Genomic DNA, 15,477 nt, shown 5'->3' on the forward strand with positions numbered 1-15,477 from the left:
AACTACTCTACCCGATGGATTTTAAAGATTTTTGAGACTACTTTTAGGAACAGTATATATTATAGATGCTAATAATAGTACTATTATTAATAGAAAAGCTAGTATAGCCAGTGCTCTGCTAATTATTAAAGATAGCACAAAACCGGTTACACCAATAACGCAGCCTATAAAGCATGTTTTTTTGATTCTTGATAATGCTATCTTAGGGTTATATTTTTCCTTTTCCTCTTCATTAAGAGAGTGATACCACTTTATCCAGTTAATACCCTTTTCTGGATTAACTACTTCGAGAACAATTAAAATTATAAAAAATCCTAGAGTTATATTTAATAATCCTATTTGATATATGCTCATTCTCTACCTCCTATTAATAAATACGAAATTAATGATACATAACCACATACCATATAACTTTATTACAATCATAAATACCTATTTTTCAATATTTTTATTCATATTCTCAATCTTTTTTTTAGTTTAAGCTCTGTAATCAATATTACAACAAAGAACTCTGCAATTTGACAATATGCTAATACTAAAAACATGCGTTCTACGTTCTGTTTATTTACAAACAATAGAATTATTAAGGAACACACAGCAAAATTAATTATTCCTGTAATCAGAAATACTTTTCCTGCCGATCTTTGAGCAAAATCCCATATTTCCTGATTTTTTGACGATTTTTTAGTTCTGTATCCAATAGTAGAATTAATATCTTTGGGCGGATGCTTTAATAATAACGTTCCTATAATCACAAATGACAACGAAATAATAGTTGTAAAAACAAAAAGGCCTGTAATCATAATTATCCTCCTAACAATAAATTTTGAAATATATTTTTTATAAGATGTATATGAAGTAACGAATATACCAATCATTAGTAAAAAGACAATAATGCTCATTGCTATTGTCACATTTATACCGCTAAAAAAACATGCTGAAAGGATAATTGCGTTCCTACTGCCATGAATAATTTACATCTCGATAATTGACTTGATTTCCATCCATATTAAATAGCTTCATTAAGTGTATTTCTGCAATAACTACAATAGCTATTGCAGTTAATAAATAATATATTAAAGCTATCATAGTTTTTGATTTATTTACTGAAGGCATGGTATAATTATATTAATTTCATTATAATTATACTATGATGTAAATATATTCATATAGAAATGGAGAGTATCATGAAAAAAAATAAGAAACATTCTTGTAAATTTATGACATTAGGTATGTGCTGGGGACCTGCGATCGCAGTTGCAATGAATCAAATGTCAAATATGTATCTATTTATAATTATAGGCATGTTAATAGGAGGATTACTAGATTATTCACTTCATTGTAAAAATAAAAAATCAGTGGGTTAAAATTTTATTTTATCGGGATATAGGCAACATTTTAATCTAGCTTTGATTAAATATTTCAGAAAAAATACAAGGTGGCTATAGGTGTATTCAGTTCAAATAAATACATTAGCTCCATTTTTTAACGACCTCAAAGGGGTGACACAGACTTTATAAAAACAAATTAAAGATATACTCTGATAATACTTATTATACAACCTACAAAAAGAATACTTATGCTTAGTATTCTTTTACATCAAATACAATTTCATAAGCTAGAGCAATAGTAGAATCTATTACTATACGTTTATTAAGTAATCCTTTTTTACTCAATTGAATATTAAAAACCTTATAGACAATATAAGTATTAACATTAATATTATTATTAGAATCAATATTAAATTCTTGATTAATATCTTTAGTTTGATTAACATTCAATTTAATATTCAATGCTTCTTCAAAACTTTTTTTCAATCTCTTATCATTGTTGATATTTGAAAAGAAAAAGTTTTGAAAATCTATTTTGCTTAATTCTACAACTCCATCTTTTCCTGCATGAGAGCTACATACCGGATATAAATAAACTTGGTTACTTTCTGTAACTTCTTCTACTGAAAACCCTTTTATTTTATCATTAAATTTTTCCTGAATAATATTAACTTCACTTTCATTAATTTTAATTTTATTTGTTATTTCGTTAATTTGTTTATTATCAACTATCAAAGGAGATAGATTATTCCAATCGTTAGTATTATAAATATAATTATTGGTTATTAGAATATAGACTATAATAAATAAGATTAGTGAAATTAAAACCTTTTTAAACAATATTATATATTCCTCCCAATATATTGATTGATGTTATATATTATACTTGAGTAACTATTTAGTTACTCATATTAATTGTAAAATATATACATGAGGATAACATTTAGTTTATAATTTTGTTATTGAACAATTTATGTAAGTATCCGAATAATTATATAGGATGTCTATTGACATCCTATTATTCTGTAATATGATAATACCTTTTTTGAATTATTTATTATCCATATGTTTTACATAACCAACTATTCTTAAGTTGATGACATTGGGAAAGCACCGGTGAGCTTTTAATCACCATCTTAAGTATGCCTTGAAGATGATGAAAACTAAACCTTTTTACGTCCAATATACATTAAATGTTCAGCAAAACTCAACAGGTCTTCAGATTCACATACTCTTTCTGCAAAGTCAATCCATTTACCTACTATCTGCTTAGGTTGTTGTTTTAATAAATCCATGGATGGAGCAAGAATACTCTCACATGAAAATAAATGAAGTTTTTCAAGGTTGAATTGCTCCATAAAAGGCAGGATATTTTTAGGGTTAATTAGATAAGCCTTTGTAAAGGAATCGCCGCAAAAGTCAGTTCCGTCGATAAAATATTGCCAATCTTGTATAACTTTATTATCTAATATCTTTTCAGGTTTATCTCTTAATGTATAAATAATTCTGGCATTTGACGATACAAAGCTGATGTATATAATCCCATTAGGTTTGAGCAGAGATAAACATGAATTAATAATATTTACTCTATCTGTATTATCAGACAAATGGTAAAGTGGACCCATCAACAAAATATGATCAAATCTATCATTAACAATATTTGTTATACTTCTTGCATCCCCTGATATAGCATTAAGATTTAAATGCTGCTCTGCAGCCCTATCTTTTGCAAACTTAACATTATTGGGGGATAAATCAATAAGAGTTACGTCACAGCCTTTTTCTAAAAGATATAGAGAATATCTTCCTGGGGCACCACCAACATCTAAGACTTTATCACCCTGAATAATATATCTATTAAAATATCTTTTAGTTATTTCAAATTCTACATAATATTTGTCAAGTCTTTCCCATTCCATTCGCACATTGTTATCATAGTAGTTTTTAACTATTTCAATATCATCCATTAATTACACCTTCATTTCAATTTATTAAATATAGTATTCCTGTCCACTTTTCTGGTAATAATATATCAACATTGATTTAAAACAAAGCCCATTATTCTATAATATTATGATACCTTTTTTGAATTATTTATTACCCATATGTTTTACATAACCAACAATGGACATATCTTCGTTTATTCTCGTTACCTCTGCAGTTCTGGTATAGCCTAGCTTTTCGTATAGATAAACAATTTCTCTTCTCTTCATGGATTGTATCTAAAATCCATTTAAGTGATTTGGAATGGTTTTTTTCTATTATTTTTAATGCTTCTTGTGCTATTCCTTTGTTCTGATATTCTGGAAGAATACATAAACAAGAAATTTTACATGTGTTATCTTCTAACTCAGTCACTCTAACCCATCCAACATTAACATTATCTAATTGAAAAATATAAGCAGTTGTATTAGCTTTGTCGATTTTTTCTTTAATTGATTCTACACTTTCCATTGCAGGATTAATGTGGTAATCATGATATTTATTAAGCAATGGCATAAAAGATTTTCGTTGGATACTTTGAATAATATCTACAAATTCACTTGTGATTTGAATTACTTTTAGCATCTTCATATCTCCTATATATCCATATTATATATTCACTTTTATTTGTTCTTTCCCGCTTTCTGTTTTTTTAGAAAATACATTGGAAAGTAGGAATGGTAAGAAAATAACAAAATTTACGACAAATAAAATCACAATATCCTTTATGGTTATTACTGAATTTGCAATATTTGCACTTCCAGTAAATACTGGAATCAAGTTATTATTTAAGAAATGTAACAATACCACACTCCAAATATTTTCTGTTTTTAGATAAACATATGCGAAAAATATTCCAAGACTTATACAAGTAATTTGATGACCCAATACACTTAAAAATGGAGTCTCTGGGGCATAGAAGAACAGATCCAGTGGTAAATGCCATAATCCCCATATGATACCAAGCAGTAATACACCTTTTCTCCTACCAAATCGATTCATTAAAATCGGTTGTAGATATCCTCTCCATCCATATTCCTCACCAAAGAAAGCAGTAAATGCAGAGAAAAAGCTGAATGGAAGTGCTATAAAAAATGCAATCTGCATGGGCAGTGTATCCCTTGAAACGATTGTTCCAATTGAACCATCTATCATACAACATATAATTATTCTTAAAGTATATAAAACGACAAATAATCCAATCATAAGCCAGGACACTTTCCAATGTCCACCATTAATATGATAAGCGATTCTGTTTTCCTTCTTCTCTGTAAGATAACATATTCCTACAACAATGCTTCCAACAGAAATAACTATTGTAAAAATTGTAGTTACCTTCATAACATCAAAAAACATAAGACTAAATGAGCATACCATCATCATTCCTGTCAAAGTCAAATAGGAAATGAAGAATTTCTTTGGAAGCAGCCCATCCTTCCAATTAAATATCACATAACATAATATTACACCAGCTGCTGGATAAAACATCTGCGCATTTCCAAATATTGATACATCTATCCCTTTCCCATGAACTATTGACATTGGTATTCCCATCAAAAATGGTACACCAATAGCAACTAATACAAAAATTAATAAATTTTTCTTTTCTCTCATAATTATTACTACCTCCCAAATCTAATGTAAATAGCAGTTTTTATAAACAGAGTTCACCTCATCTTACAAATTATTCCTTAAACTATATATTTATTATACATAATTTGTATATGGTTAGTCCATAATTACTTCGTAATTCATTATGACTAAATTAAATTTCTTTTATCTAATTTTAGTAAAAACCTCACTTGCAGTGGTTCAACGTAACCACTGCAAGTAAGGTTTTTTCATTTAATACCACTATATTTATTCTTCATAATAGGAAACTCACTACTCGCATAAGTTTGTAGGAGTAAGTTCTATTTGCAAAATCATATTAGTTACTTTATTGCAATTGTTCTTTCATTTTAGCTTTGTATTTTTTAAGTGCGCTTATAACTCTAATACCATATACAAATGCTGATATTAAGAATAATAATATAGGCATCCAAGCCCAAAGGCTCATATCAAAAATACTAAAATTAGAACTATTATACTGTAAACAAAAAAGATAAATATTCATCTTCTAAGTACTATACTGCAATAGTTATTCATAATAAATAATAAATTAACTTGTTGTGCTAGGTAAATCTAGTAGTTTTCATAAAAGGATTATTTAGTTCGTATATGTAACATTATATAGCATTATAACTTTTTAAAAAGTTATAATGGAAACTATTTAAATATTTAACATTTTAACATTTTAACATTTTAACATGTTGGTCCATGGATTTCACTTTTTTTTCCATGTCCTGTTTCTTCTTATGTAACTGGAAAAATAATTTCTTCGAAAATTGGACCTTATCCAGTAATAAAAGTGACTTTATATAATGAAGAAGATGGTATTGCTTATACATTAGGTAAATACATAGAGGATATAGATATTTAAAATATCTATATCCTTAAAGCACTGAAATTTAATAAAGTATTGTATAATGTTTATGAGGTAATCTTCATGAACATTTTTAGTAGATTGAAAGTAAATATTTCATATTACTCTTCTGATTCAGCAAAAAGTTCTACAATATTAGGATCACTATGAGAGAAAAATGCACTTTTTCCTTTGTCTAATTTGGCGATCTTACGCATATCATCCTCATTTAATTTAAAATCAAATATATTAAAATTCTGAATCATTCTTTCTTTATGCACAGACTTAGGAATAACAATAACACCTCTTTGAATTAAATATCTTAATGCGACTTGAGCTGTAGATTTATTATATCTATCTCCAACTTTTTTAAGAGTTTTATTTGTAAAGATATTATTTGTCCCTTCTGCAAATGGTGCCCAAGATTCAATTTGTACTCCATATTTATCCATGATTTCCTTAGCCTTTACTTGCTGATTAAATAGATGTGTTTCAACTTGATTAATTGCTGGAACTACCTCATTAAACTTAATAAGATCTATTAATCTATCTGGATAGAAATTACTTACCCCTATAGCTCTTATCTTACCTCTCTTATACATTTCCTCCATAGCTTTATATGTGCCATAATAATCACTGAAAGGTTGATGTATTAATACTAAATCCAAATATTCAAGTTGAAGCTTTTTAAGTGACTTCTCTATAGAAATTTTCGTTTTTTCATATCCAGCATTCGATATCCACACTTTAGTTGTAATAAATAATTCTTCTCTTGGAACATTGCACTTCTTAATTGCTCTTCCGACAGCTTCTTCATTACCATATGTCTGAGCGGTATCAATCGAACGATACCCTATTTCAATTGCCTCTAATACACACCTCTCACACTCCTTCAAATTTTCAATTTGATAAACCCCATATCCTAAAATAGGCATTTTCACTCCATTATTTAATGTTATATATTCCATATATTCCTCCTTCTTTCCATAAACTATTTTTTATATATTTGCTATTACTATTTATAATATTATTTTCTCTAATTATTCTTTCAAGAATATCTAAATGCTTTTCAGAGATTTTTTTATTTACAAATATTGATACAGTTAATAACACAGACTATGGTACATATATATTTACAAATATTGATACAAATAAAGTTACATAATTATTTACATATTTTTATACAATTATTGTTACATAATATGTGACATAAACTGTTTCAAATAAAACACAAAAATAATTTGAGTTATGATTTTAAAAAAATATAAAATTATTAAAATATTTTTGTTGACAAAATTATTCTAATAACATATCATAATACTAAATTATTAAAGCGAAATATTAAAAATTATAAATGCTATGATAAGAAATAGTATCATAAGGTAAGCTAACAGAGAGAAATCCCCCTAGCTGAAAAGGATTTTAAGTGTAACTTATGTGAATGCATCTTTGAGCACTGTCTCGAAATATAGTAGACGACAGCGTGAACGCCCGTTAAAGCGTTGAGGTATGATTGTACCAAAAATGAGATGTCATTGTATATTTTTTGTTATATGCATGATAATTAGAGTGGAACCGCGGAAGTTAACTTCTGCCTCTAAATTTTTAGAGGCAGGAGTTTTTTTATTTACAAAAAAATTAATATATAGGAGGACTATTATGAATTCTTTACAGTACTTTGATTCCATAGCTAAAAGCTGGAACGTTATAAGAAGCGAATATTTTGAGGAAAGACTAAAGTATAAAATATTATCAATAACAAATATAAAAGACAAAATCGTAGCTGATTTAGGCTGCGGTACAGGTTTTGTTTCCATGGCATTGGCTAATGAAGCAGCAATAGTATTTTCCATTGATAACTCCACAAACATGCTTAAAGAATTATCAGCTACTGCTTCAAAACGAGACTACAAAAATATCTACCCTATAAAATCTTCACTAGATAATCTAGCCCTATTTGATGAATCTCTAAATGCAGTGTTTATAAATATGGCACTTCATCACATAGCGGATGCAAAAAAGGCAATTAGTGAAATGTATCGGGTTCTTAAGAAAGATGGAGTAGTTATTATCTCTGATGTCATGGAGCATAATGGACAATGGGCAAGAGAAGAAATGTTCGATGAATGGCTCGGCTTTTCAAATAAACAAATGGCAGAGTGGCTAGAAGAGGCTGGCTTTAAAAATATAAAAATAGAAAATACAGATTTAAGTTGCAAAGGTTATTCTAGCCGGGGAGAATACACTGAAACAGGGATTTTCTTAGCTAGTGCAACAAAATTATAATTAGATTTAGGAGGAGTAAATAAAATGAAATTTGAATCATTATTAATTCACGGTGGAATAGATGGGGATAAGAATACAGGGGCTGTAAATGTTCCTATTTATCAGACTTCAACTTATAAACAGCCTAAGTTTGGCTTAAATAAAGGATATGAATATTCAAGAACAGGTAATCCCACAAGAGAGGCTTTAGAAAGACTTATTTCAGACCTTGAGGAAGGCCATGCAGGTTTTGCTTTTGCTTCAGGGATGGCTGCTACAACTGCTGTACTTTCACTATTTAAGTCAGGAGATAAGATAATAATTTCAAACAATGTATATGGTGGAACCTTTAGAGTTCTAGATAAAGTATTTAACAACTTTGGTATTCAATATTCTATAGTTAATACCTCTGACTTAGATGAAGTAAGAAATAGCATTGATGAAACCGTAAAGGCCATATATATAGAAAGCCCAACAAATCCTCTTATGGATATTACTGATATAGAGGAGGTGTCAAAGATAGCTAAGGAAAAAGGTATATATACCATAGTGGATAATACCTTCATGACTCCTTATCTACAAAAACCAATAACTCTTGGGGCAGATATAGTTATTCATAGTGCAACTAAATATCTTGGAGGTCACAGTGACATAGTATCTGGTATTGTTGTTGTAAATAGTAAGGAACTAGCAGAAAGACTTCATTTTGTTCAAAATGCTACTGGTGGAGTTCTAGCTCCCTTTGATTCTTTTCTTTTAATTAGAGGAATTAAAACCTTAGCAGTAAGAATGGATAGACATAATTCCAATGCAAAGATTATTGCTGAATTCCTACAAAATAGAGAAGAAATATCAGAGGTATATTATCCTGGTTTTGAAAGCCACCCAGGTTATGAAATTCAATCAAATCAGGCTAAAGGTTATGGTGGAATGATATCTTTTGTCCTTAAGGAGGGCTATGATTATAAAAAATTCCTTGAAAATCTTCAAATTATAACATTTGGAGAAAGCTTAGGAGGAGTTGAATCCTTAGCTTGCCACCCTGCCTCCATGACTCATGGCTCCATACCTTATGAGCTAAGACAAAAGGTTGGTATTGTAGATAATTTAATAAGATTATCTGTGGGCATAGAAAATGCTGAAGATTTAATACAAGATTTAAAAAATGCGTTAAAGGAGAGTATATAAAATGGTCAAAGTAGAAAGTTTTTTGTTAGATCATACAAAGGTTAAAGCACCTTTCATAAGAAAATGCGGAACTCAACAAGGTGAAAATGGAGATACAATCTCTAAGTTCGATTTAAGATTTTTACAGCCTAACGAAGAAGAGCTTCCAACAGCAGCAGTTCATACTTTAGAGCATTTACTAGCAGGCTATATGAGAGAAAAGATGGATAATATAATCGACATTTCTCCAATGGGTTGCAGAACGGGATTTTATATGATAGCTTGGGGAGATGTTGAAGTTGAAGTCGTTATTGAAGCACTGAATTATAGCTTAAATAAAGTTATAGAAGCAGAAGAAGTTCCTGCAACTAATGCAGTACAATGCGGAAATTATAGGGATCATTCTCTATTTTCAGCGAAAGAGTATGCAAAGCACGTTTTAAACGAGGAGATTAGCAGTGAAATATTTAGATAGTATCAAAGAGCTTATAGGTAATACCCCTATTATAAAGCTTAATAATTTAGACATTAAGCCAGGGATTAATATCTTTGCAAAGCTCGAAAATCATAATCCTGGAGGAAGTGTTAAAGACAGAATAGGAATTTGCATGATTGAACAAGCTGAGAAGGAAGGAAAGTTAAAGCCAGGGTATACAATAGTTGAAGCTACTGCTGGGAATACTGGTATTGGTGTGGCTCTCGGGGCTATAAATAAGGGCTACAATATAATCTTTGTAGTTCCAGAGAAATTTTCAGTTGAAAAACAAGCATTGATGAGAGCCTTAGGAGCCAAGGTGATAAATACACCTAGAGAAACTGGTATGTTAGGGGCTGTTGAAAAAGCTGAGGAATTATTAAAGACTATAGAAAATTCTATAAGCTTAAAACAGTTTGAAAACAGAGCTAATCCACTTGCTCACTATAAAACTACTGGTCCAGAAATATATTCAGCCATGGATGGGGAAATAGATTATTTTGTTTCTGGCGCTGGGAGTGGAGGTACTTTTACAGGAGTTACAAAATTTCTTAAGGAAAAAAATAAAAATGTGAAAGGGATTTTAGCTGATCCCTATGGTTCTACCATGGGAGGTGGAACCATAGGTTGCTATGATATTGAAGGTATTGGTAATAACTTCATACCTAATACAATGGATATGAAGTTAGTGGATCAGGTTATAAAGGTCAACGATAAGGAAGCCTATGCCATGGTCAAAACTCTGGCTTTAAAGGAAGGACTTATTGTTGGAAGTTCCTCTGGTGCTGCCGTAGCTGCTGCCTTAAAGATAGCTGAAACAATCCACAGTGGCAATATAGTTACCCTTCTTCCAGATCGAGGAGACAGGTATTTCAGCAAAAATATTTATTAGTTAGGGGTGGTTATATCTATCAATCATCAATTATAGGTGGTGCAATCTGCATTATAATTAACTTTATCATTTAATTAATTGTAATAATTTCTTAAAGAACTAAATCACTAAAAGCCATGATTGGTTTAGCGATTAACTTAAAGTTTGTATGAAAAAATAAGAAGTGAAGTTTCTTTCTCAAGGAAACTTCACTTCTAACATTTTACACTCCACTTATAGGAGTGATAAAATGATTAAAACAATTTATTTTCATAAATTAAAACTATAAATACAACTTTCTCTGGGAGATATAAACTTAGTAATTTCAATGGGTTAAAGGCGCAAGAACATAAAAACATAAAAAGCTAAAACATATAATAAGATTTAAATACTTTTTTATTTTTAGCTCCATTTTAAACCAATGTTGATATAAGAACGTGATAAAAGTGGACAAATCAAGTTGTCCACTTTACTATTTAGTTCGTCTAATATCAATATTGTGAATCAACTTAACTTTGTATTATATTTATTTGAGCAGTATATATGCAGTATCATTGCACACATTTAAAACGCTTAAATGGTAGCTTAGAATTTACATACTAATTGGAACTTTAAGATTGCATTAAATTTCTAAGAAAATCAGCTGTTGATAAAACTTCTTTAATATTTTTTTCATTCTTCATATTTAAATTTACATATTGCATAATTTTTCTAATGTCAGTTAATGAATTTTCAAATAACTTATTCATCCAATTATATCTTGGAAAAAGCCATACATGAAAGTGGTTTGAACGTTCTTCTTGAATAATAACCACTTCATTGATATCACTAATCTCATTTAAAGCTAATCTAGATTTATATATTAGGTTAGTAAGTTCTGTTACTTCATCTAAAGTTAATTGAGCAATTGATTTTAGATGTTTTTTTGATACTATGACGAGAAAGCCTTTTAGTGGAGTTTCTAAATCTTGCTGTATAAAAAAATTCTCTGTTTCCTTTATAATTCCACCTGGAGGTATAATATTCCCTTTATCTATTTCACAAGCGATACATTCAGATTTCCACTCATTATTCATAAAATCTTTCATTATAATTCACTCCTTCATGATATTATACAGTTACGTCTTAAATTACTATTGTTTAATAGTTTATATTTTTATTATACATAACTTATGGATTATAATTCTGGTTGAAATATAAAATAAGTAATATTTAAATAAGGCTCTGTTTTAAACCAATGTTGATATAAGAACTTAAAATAGTGAACAGATAACCTGTCCACTATTTTATTTTAGTTTATTATGATTTAATATTCCGTTAACAATTCTAACGCCTCATTAGCCATTGATAAAATATTTGCTTGAATATTATTAGCATTTTTCAATTCTTCTTTAGTGTACCATTTAAGTAAATTAGATTCTCCATTGGCTGGTTTTGTTTCATAAGATTTTGCAGTTGCATAATAAACAAAATCTATATGACAATGATCTGGGGTTATTTCACCAAAAATTGTGTGCATAGGATTTGCTAATAATTTTTCGCCCACCAATTCACATGATTTTTTTAGTTCTTTGTTTACTGAGTTATAAATACTTATTTTTAAGCCAGATTCTTCTTTGGCTTCACGAATACATGCCTCCTCTGGCAATTCATTAACTTCTATATGACCACCCAAAGGAAGTATTTTTTTAGCCTTTTTGTGTGAGTGTAATAACACTTTGTCTTCATGAACAATGAATATTGAAACTGTAAAATGTCTATCCATATGTATATTTTCCTCCCTTTAAAATTTTGTATATAATGGTAGTTTACATCTTAAACTATATTTTTATTATACATAACTTATGGATTATAATCCCATAAATTAAACAATTATCATCTTTTAAACAGATATTGGTTGTCCTGTCTTAAAATCCTCCACCATAGTATAATTATGTGCTGTATTGCTATGTGCAATCAAGTTTTTAGTGGGTTAAACTGATAATGCTTACTTATAGTTATAACATCATTTTCTTTTTCAAATATATCAAATATTATCCTCTGATTACATACTGGCATTATTCTCTGCATAATAGTAAAAAGATTTTAAACTATTTAACTAAATATCTTTTTATTAATGAATTTCTAAGTTTTATATAATCTTGCTGATCTAATGAATAGCTTAATTTCACATTTCTTTCAGGTATAAATTCCATTTCTTCCTTCTTTCCAAGCAAACTTGCCAATTCTTTCATAAGTTCATCCTTTGAAATACCCATTTTTTCTATTTCCTTAAATATATTAAAATCTTGTATTCCAAACAAGAAATTTTTCAATCTTACTGAACTCATAGGTTTAAGATCTTTTCCTGGATATATTAAAAACATATCTCCTGCATTCCATTTTGGATATTTATATCTTATATCCTTAAAAGGATCTGTTGGCCATATAGCATATGCCCATCTTAAAAAACCTTCAAAATTCCAATAATATGTGAACCATCCCTTTAATCTACTTTCAATCAATGGAGATTTAATAAATATATTCAAATTATCTGGAAAACAACAAGAATACCATGTAAATCTGCCTTTTCTTTTATTTACTTCCTTCTTTATTTCAGAAAGTTTTTCAATATTTTTTATAAGCTCACAGGTATTTAATGAAAGGCTCTGAATATTTTCTCCAAAATTCACAAAAAACTGCTGATCATGAATAGCACATTTAAAATTAACCTTATGTTCTGAAATAGCAGATTGTATAAATTCTACGCATTCTTTAAACAATTCAACATTACTAGGCTCATCACTTATTACCTTAACTTTATCCCATAAACCTCTTTCTACTAAATGACTAAATAACATAGAAAGATAATTTTTAAGTTCATCCCTTGATCTTATAAAATCAAAGCACTGCTCTTTTTCATCATAATAAGTTACCCTCATAGGATCTTTATACTCTTCTATAGGATTTCCAAATGAATAGGCATCCCAATTTCCTAAAATACCAAATATGTTAATTTCCTCGTCAATTCCATGCTTAATACAAATATCAATATACCTATCAAGTGATGAGAAATCGCATTTTATTTTTCCTTCTCTATCCTTTAATACTTTTACAATATTAAATTCAAACAAATTGGAAGCATTTTCTTCAAATTGATAGCATCTTTGTCCAGCCCATGGATAATCTGTAACAATTAAATCAATTACTCTTTGTCCTAAGTCTGATAAATCTTTTATATAATTGTCTATTATTCCAAAATGTTCGTCTGAAAAATATTCTACATCATAAGCTCTCGCCCAACTATTAAGGTGTTGCCAAAGATCTAAATAAAAATCTCCTTCTTTAACAGGTTTTAGTATATAGTCAATTATTTTGATAGTAATACTTTGGCAATTAATTAATTTTTCTTTTTCATATCCTTTTGTATGATAAGCTTTTATTTCTAAATTTAATTCATCCTTTGAAAAATTACTAGGGATTTTTCCAGATACCCATATCATTTGATATCCATCTTCTATATAAAATGATTTATGCTTTAAAATAGGATCTCCTACTAAGCTTCCATCATCATTTTTAACATATCCTAAGAATCCCATATCAAATATTTCATCACAACCTGAAATATCTATACGAATTTTATCATTTAGTACTTTCCAATAAATATCTCTAGTTTTTTCTAATGAGCAAAAAAAAGGCTCATCTCCTTTTAATAATATTTGAAATGCAAAATTCTCTTCTTTTACAACTTCTAAATTTTTATTCTCAATAAAGTTTTCTTTACCTTTTATATGTTTTACTGAACTATCTAAAATTTTTAAATCCAAATTCATCTTACTACAACCTTTTTTATTAAATTTTTCTCTAATGACTACCCGTTCTAATACTCCCATCGCGCTCTGTGAAAGCGATTCGCACCNNTGATACTTAGAAGTCTGTTAGTTTGTATCTTTTCTGTAGATAATGCCACATCCTACACCTAAATTTTTGAAATCTCTAAGTGCATTTACTTGTAAGCTTGTTTCTTGAGGATAGTCCTTTTTTTCTCTATATTTTTTACCAAAAATATATTGTATAGCCATATCACTTGAATTGCTTTCACCTATGACCTCAAATCTTCTTGCAAAATCTAGAATATTGCTTGAGGTCGAAAGTATATTTTTGTTTCCAGAATACAATAACCATGAATTGCAAGTATATGCTACAAAATTATGTTTAGGAAAATATTTTGCAAAAAAGATTTCTGCTCTCTCGAAGGATTTATCAATTTCATCCTTTGACAAATCAACACCTCTAAGAATATGAACACTTAAAGTTGGCTTTCCTTCTGGAAGTTTTTTAAAAGCTTCATTAAAATATACAAGCCCTTTCCAAGTTAAATATTCCATATGTGCTATTTCAAACTGTAAAGAACCAAGTTTGAAAATATTAAGCTCATAAATGTGCTTAAGCCACATAATATCTTCATCATTTAGGCCTAACCTACCATGCTCTTTTGAATACAATCTTTGGCGAAGTGTTACATCTGATAAAGTATCGTACAACACTTCCTCAGGTAATCCTTTTTCATCATATATATTTTTTAGTTTTACCATCTTATAAATTAATATCATAAGTCTAGTATAGCAGTTTCTTTTTTTTATTGAATATTCTTCATTATCTCCTAAATAAGCTTCATCTGAAACCTTGGATATATAAGAATAATTAGCAGAAATATATTTTAATGCTTCGACTTTTGCTTGTTCATCAAAATCCAGATGAAGTAATAACTCGGAAAGTGTATCTATAAATCCTACTTGTTTCATGCTTTTCACCTCTTGTAATTACATGAAACATTATATATATTTGAAATATTTAAATCAAATTTAAATATCAAATATATATTCATTTAACTATTTAAGATTTAAATAATACTTATTTTGTTCTATGCCTTCTTCATCTA

The 15,477-nt window shown here is 28.8% G+C and carries 16 protein-coding genes and 1 other annotated feature; of the genes, 5 read left to right on the forward strand and 11 right to left on the reverse strand.

All coding sequences use genetic code 11. The annotated features are described in order from the left end of the window. Nucleotides 1-21 precede the first annotated feature (21 nt). Both B3W71_RS15615 and B3W71_RS15620 read right to left on the reverse strand, forming a co-directional pair. On the reverse strand, nucleotides 22-354 hold the full coding sequence (locus B3W71_RS15615; RefSeq protein WP_346889870.1) for a DUF3784 domain-containing protein: 333 nt from the start codon (nucleotides 352-354) through the stop codon (nucleotides 22-24). A 98-nt stretch (nucleotides 355-452) separates the two neighbouring features. Next, nucleotides 453-803, reverse strand: coding sequence for an SdpI family protein (locus tag B3W71_RS15620; RefSeq protein ID WP_346889871.1), 351 nt, complete (start codon nucleotides 801-803; stop codon nucleotides 453-455). 384 nt (nucleotides 804-1,187) lie between these two features. Here B3W71_RS15620 and B3W71_RS15625 point away from each other — a divergent pair, with 384 nt between their 5' ends. Then, the gene (locus tag B3W71_RS15625; protein WP_346889872.1) at nucleotides 1,188-1,367 is read left to right on the forward strand and encodes a hypothetical protein; all 180 of its coding nucleotides are present in this window, start codon (nucleotides 1,188-1,190) and stop codon (nucleotides 1,365-1,367) included. 216 nt (nucleotides 1,368-1,583) lie between these two features. Here the strand turns inward: B3W71_RS15625 and B3W71_RS15630 are convergent, their stop codons facing one another. The 5 genes from B3W71_RS15630 to B3W71_RS15650 all read right to left on the reverse strand — a co-directional run bounded on the left by B3W71_RS15630 (nucleotide 1,584) and on the right by B3W71_RS15650 (nucleotide 6,746). After that, nucleotides 1,584-2,171: a hypothetical protein gene (locus B3W71_RS15630; RefSeq protein ID WP_346889873.1), complete on the reverse strand. Its 588-nt coding sequence runs from the start codon at nucleotides 2,169-2,171 to the stop codon at nucleotides 1,584-1,586. A gap of 323 nt (nucleotides 2,172-2,494) precedes the next feature. Further along, on the reverse strand, nucleotides 2,495-3,298 hold the full coding sequence (locus B3W71_RS15635) for a class I SAM-dependent methyltransferase (RefSeq protein ID WP_346889874.1): 804 nt from the start codon (nucleotides 3,296-3,298) through the stop codon (nucleotides 2,495-2,497). Nucleotides 3,299-3,428: 130 nt separating this feature from the next. Next, nucleotides 3,429-3,905, reverse strand: a complete 477-nt coding sequence (locus tag B3W71_RS15640) for a GNAT family N-acetyltransferase (protein WP_346889875.1) — start codon at nucleotides 3,903-3,905, stop codon at nucleotides 3,429-3,431. A gap of 18 nt (nucleotides 3,906-3,923) precedes the next feature. Then, nucleotides 3,924-4,928 carry a type II CAAX endopeptidase family protein gene (locus tag B3W71_RS15645; protein ID WP_346889876.1) on the reverse strand — a complete coding sequence of 335 codons (1,005 nt, stop codon included), beginning with the start codon at nucleotides 4,926-4,928 and terminating at the stop codon, nucleotides 3,924-3,926. Nucleotides 4,929-5,900: 972 nt separating this feature from the next. Continuing rightward, nucleotides 5,901-6,746: an aldo/keto reductase gene (locus tag B3W71_RS15650; protein ID WP_346889877.1), complete on the reverse strand. Its 846-nt coding sequence runs from the start codon at nucleotides 6,744-6,746 to the stop codon at nucleotides 5,901-5,903. A 382-nt stretch (nucleotides 6,747-7,128) separates the two neighbouring features. Further along, nucleotides 7,129-7,380 (forward strand) — a binding site (T-box leader). 57 nt (nucleotides 7,381-7,437) lie between these two features. On the opposite strand from B3W71_RS15650, the gene B3W71_RS15655 reads away from it, so the two are divergent. The 4 genes from B3W71_RS15655 to B3W71_RS15670 are packed head-to-tail and all read left to right on the forward strand — an operon-like array spanning nucleotide 7,438 to nucleotide 10,577. After that, the gene (locus B3W71_RS15655) at nucleotides 7,438-8,064 is read left to right on the forward strand and encodes a class I SAM-dependent methyltransferase (protein WP_346889878.1); all 627 of its coding nucleotides are present in this window, start codon (nucleotides 7,438-7,440) and stop codon (nucleotides 8,062-8,064) included. Between the two features lie 24 nt (nucleotides 8,065-8,088). Beyond that, complete coding sequence (locus B3W71_RS15660) at nucleotides 8,089-9,231, forward strand: trans-sulfuration enzyme family protein (RefSeq protein ID WP_346889879.1); 1,143 nt, start codon at nucleotides 8,089-8,091, stop codon at nucleotides 9,229-9,231. Between the two features lies 1 nt (nucleotide 9,232). Continuing rightward, nucleotides 9,233-9,685, forward strand: a complete 453-nt coding sequence (locus B3W71_RS15665; protein ID WP_346889880.1) for an S-ribosylhomocysteine lyase — start codon at nucleotides 9,233-9,235, stop codon at nucleotides 9,683-9,685. Beyond that, on the forward strand, nucleotides 9,669-10,577 hold the full coding sequence (locus tag B3W71_RS15670; protein WP_346889881.1) for a cysteine synthase family protein: 909 nt from the start codon (nucleotides 9,669-9,671) through the stop codon (nucleotides 10,575-10,577). The genes B3W71_RS15665 and B3W71_RS15670 overlap by 17 nt, the downstream gene beginning before the upstream one ends. A 590-nt stretch (nucleotides 10,578-11,167) precedes the next feature. Here B3W71_RS15670 and B3W71_RS15675 read toward each other — a convergent pair. The 4 genes from B3W71_RS15675 to B3W71_RS15690 form a co-directional block, all read right to left on the reverse strand. Further along, nucleotides 11,168-11,644, reverse strand: coding sequence for an HIT family hydrolase (locus tag B3W71_RS15675; protein WP_346889882.1), 477 nt, complete (start codon nucleotides 11,642-11,644; stop codon nucleotides 11,168-11,170). Between the two features lie 218 nt (nucleotides 11,645-11,862). Then, nucleotides 11,863-12,321, reverse strand: coding sequence for an NUDIX hydrolase (locus tag B3W71_RS15680; RefSeq protein WP_346889883.1), 459 nt, complete (start codon nucleotides 12,319-12,321; stop codon nucleotides 11,863-11,865). Nucleotides 12,322-12,646: 325 nt separating this feature from the next. After that, nucleotides 12,647-14,368: a DUF4091 domain-containing protein gene (locus B3W71_RS15685; RefSeq protein WP_346889884.1), complete on the reverse strand. Its 1,722-nt coding sequence runs from the start codon at nucleotides 14,366-14,368 to the stop codon at nucleotides 12,647-12,649. Nucleotides 14,369-14,473: 105 nt separating this feature from the next. Continuing rightward, entirely contained in the window at nucleotides 14,474-15,340 is an 867-nt protein-coding gene (locus B3W71_RS15690) for an acyltransferase domain-containing protein (RefSeq protein ID WP_346889885.1), read from the reverse strand. Nucleotides 15,341-15,477 lie beyond the last annotated feature (137 nt).

The organism is Clostridium sp. UBA1056 (assembly GCA_002316385.1).
Lineage (GTDB): Bacteria > Bacillota > Clostridia > Clostridiales > Clostridiaceae > Clostridium_J.

What these genes read in the sequence shown, in the direction of transcription:
- B3W71_RS15640 (WP_346889875.1), bottom strand. Translation starts at nt 3,905, where the DNA reads ATGAAGATGCTAAAAGTAATTCAAATCACAAGTGAATTTGTAGATATT.
- B3W71_RS15650 (WP_346889877.1), bottom strand. Translation starts at nt 6,746, where the DNA reads ATGGAATATATAACATTAAATAATGGAGTGAAAATGCCTATTTTAGGA.
- B3W71_RS15645 (WP_346889876.1), bottom strand. Translation starts at nt 4,928, where the DNA reads ATGAGAGAAAAGAAAAATTTATTAATTTTTGTATTAGTTGCTATTGGT.
- B3W71_RS15615 (WP_346889870.1), bottom strand. Translation starts at nt 354, where the DNA reads ATGAGCATATATCAAATAGGATTATTAAATATAACTCTAGGATTTTTT.
- B3W71_RS15655 (WP_346889878.1), top strand. Translation starts at nt 7,438, where the DNA reads ATGAATTCTTTACAGTACTTTGATTCCATAGCTAAAAGCTGGAACGTT.
- B3W71_RS15635 (WP_346889874.1), bottom strand. Translation starts at nt 3,298, where the DNA reads ATGGATGATATTGAAATAGTTAAAAACTACTATGATAACAATGTGCGA.
- B3W71_RS15660 (WP_346889879.1), top strand. Translation starts at nt 8,089, where the DNA reads ATGAAATTTGAATCATTATTAATTCACGGTGGAATAGATGGGGATAAG.
- B3W71_RS15675 (WP_346889882.1), bottom strand. Translation starts at nt 11,644, where the DNA reads ATGAAAGATTTTATGAATAATGAGTGGAAATCTGAATGTATCGCTTGT.
- B3W71_RS15620 (WP_346889871.1), bottom strand. Translation starts at nt 803, where the DNA reads ATGATTACAGGCCTTTTTGTTTTTACAACTATTATTTCGTTGTCATTT.
- B3W71_RS15665 (WP_346889880.1), top strand. Translation starts at nt 9,233, where the DNA reads ATGGTCAAAGTAGAAAGTTTTTTGTTAGATCATACAAAGGTTAAAGCA.
- B3W71_RS15690 (WP_346889885.1), bottom strand. Translation starts at nt 15,340, where the DNA reads ATGAAACAAGTAGGATTTATAGATACACTTTCCGAGTTATTACTTCAT.
- B3W71_RS15685 (WP_346889884.1), bottom strand. Translation starts at nt 14,368, where the DNA reads ATGAATTTGGATTTAAAAATTTTAGATAGTTCAGTAAAACATATAAAA.
- B3W71_RS15625 (WP_346889872.1), top strand. Translation starts at nt 1,188, where the DNA reads ATGAAAAAAAATAAGAAACATTCTTGTAAATTTATGACATTAGGTATG.
- B3W71_RS15680 (WP_346889883.1), bottom strand. Translation starts at nt 12,321, where the DNA reads ATGGATAGACATTTTACAGTTTCAATATTCATTGTTCATGAAGACAAA.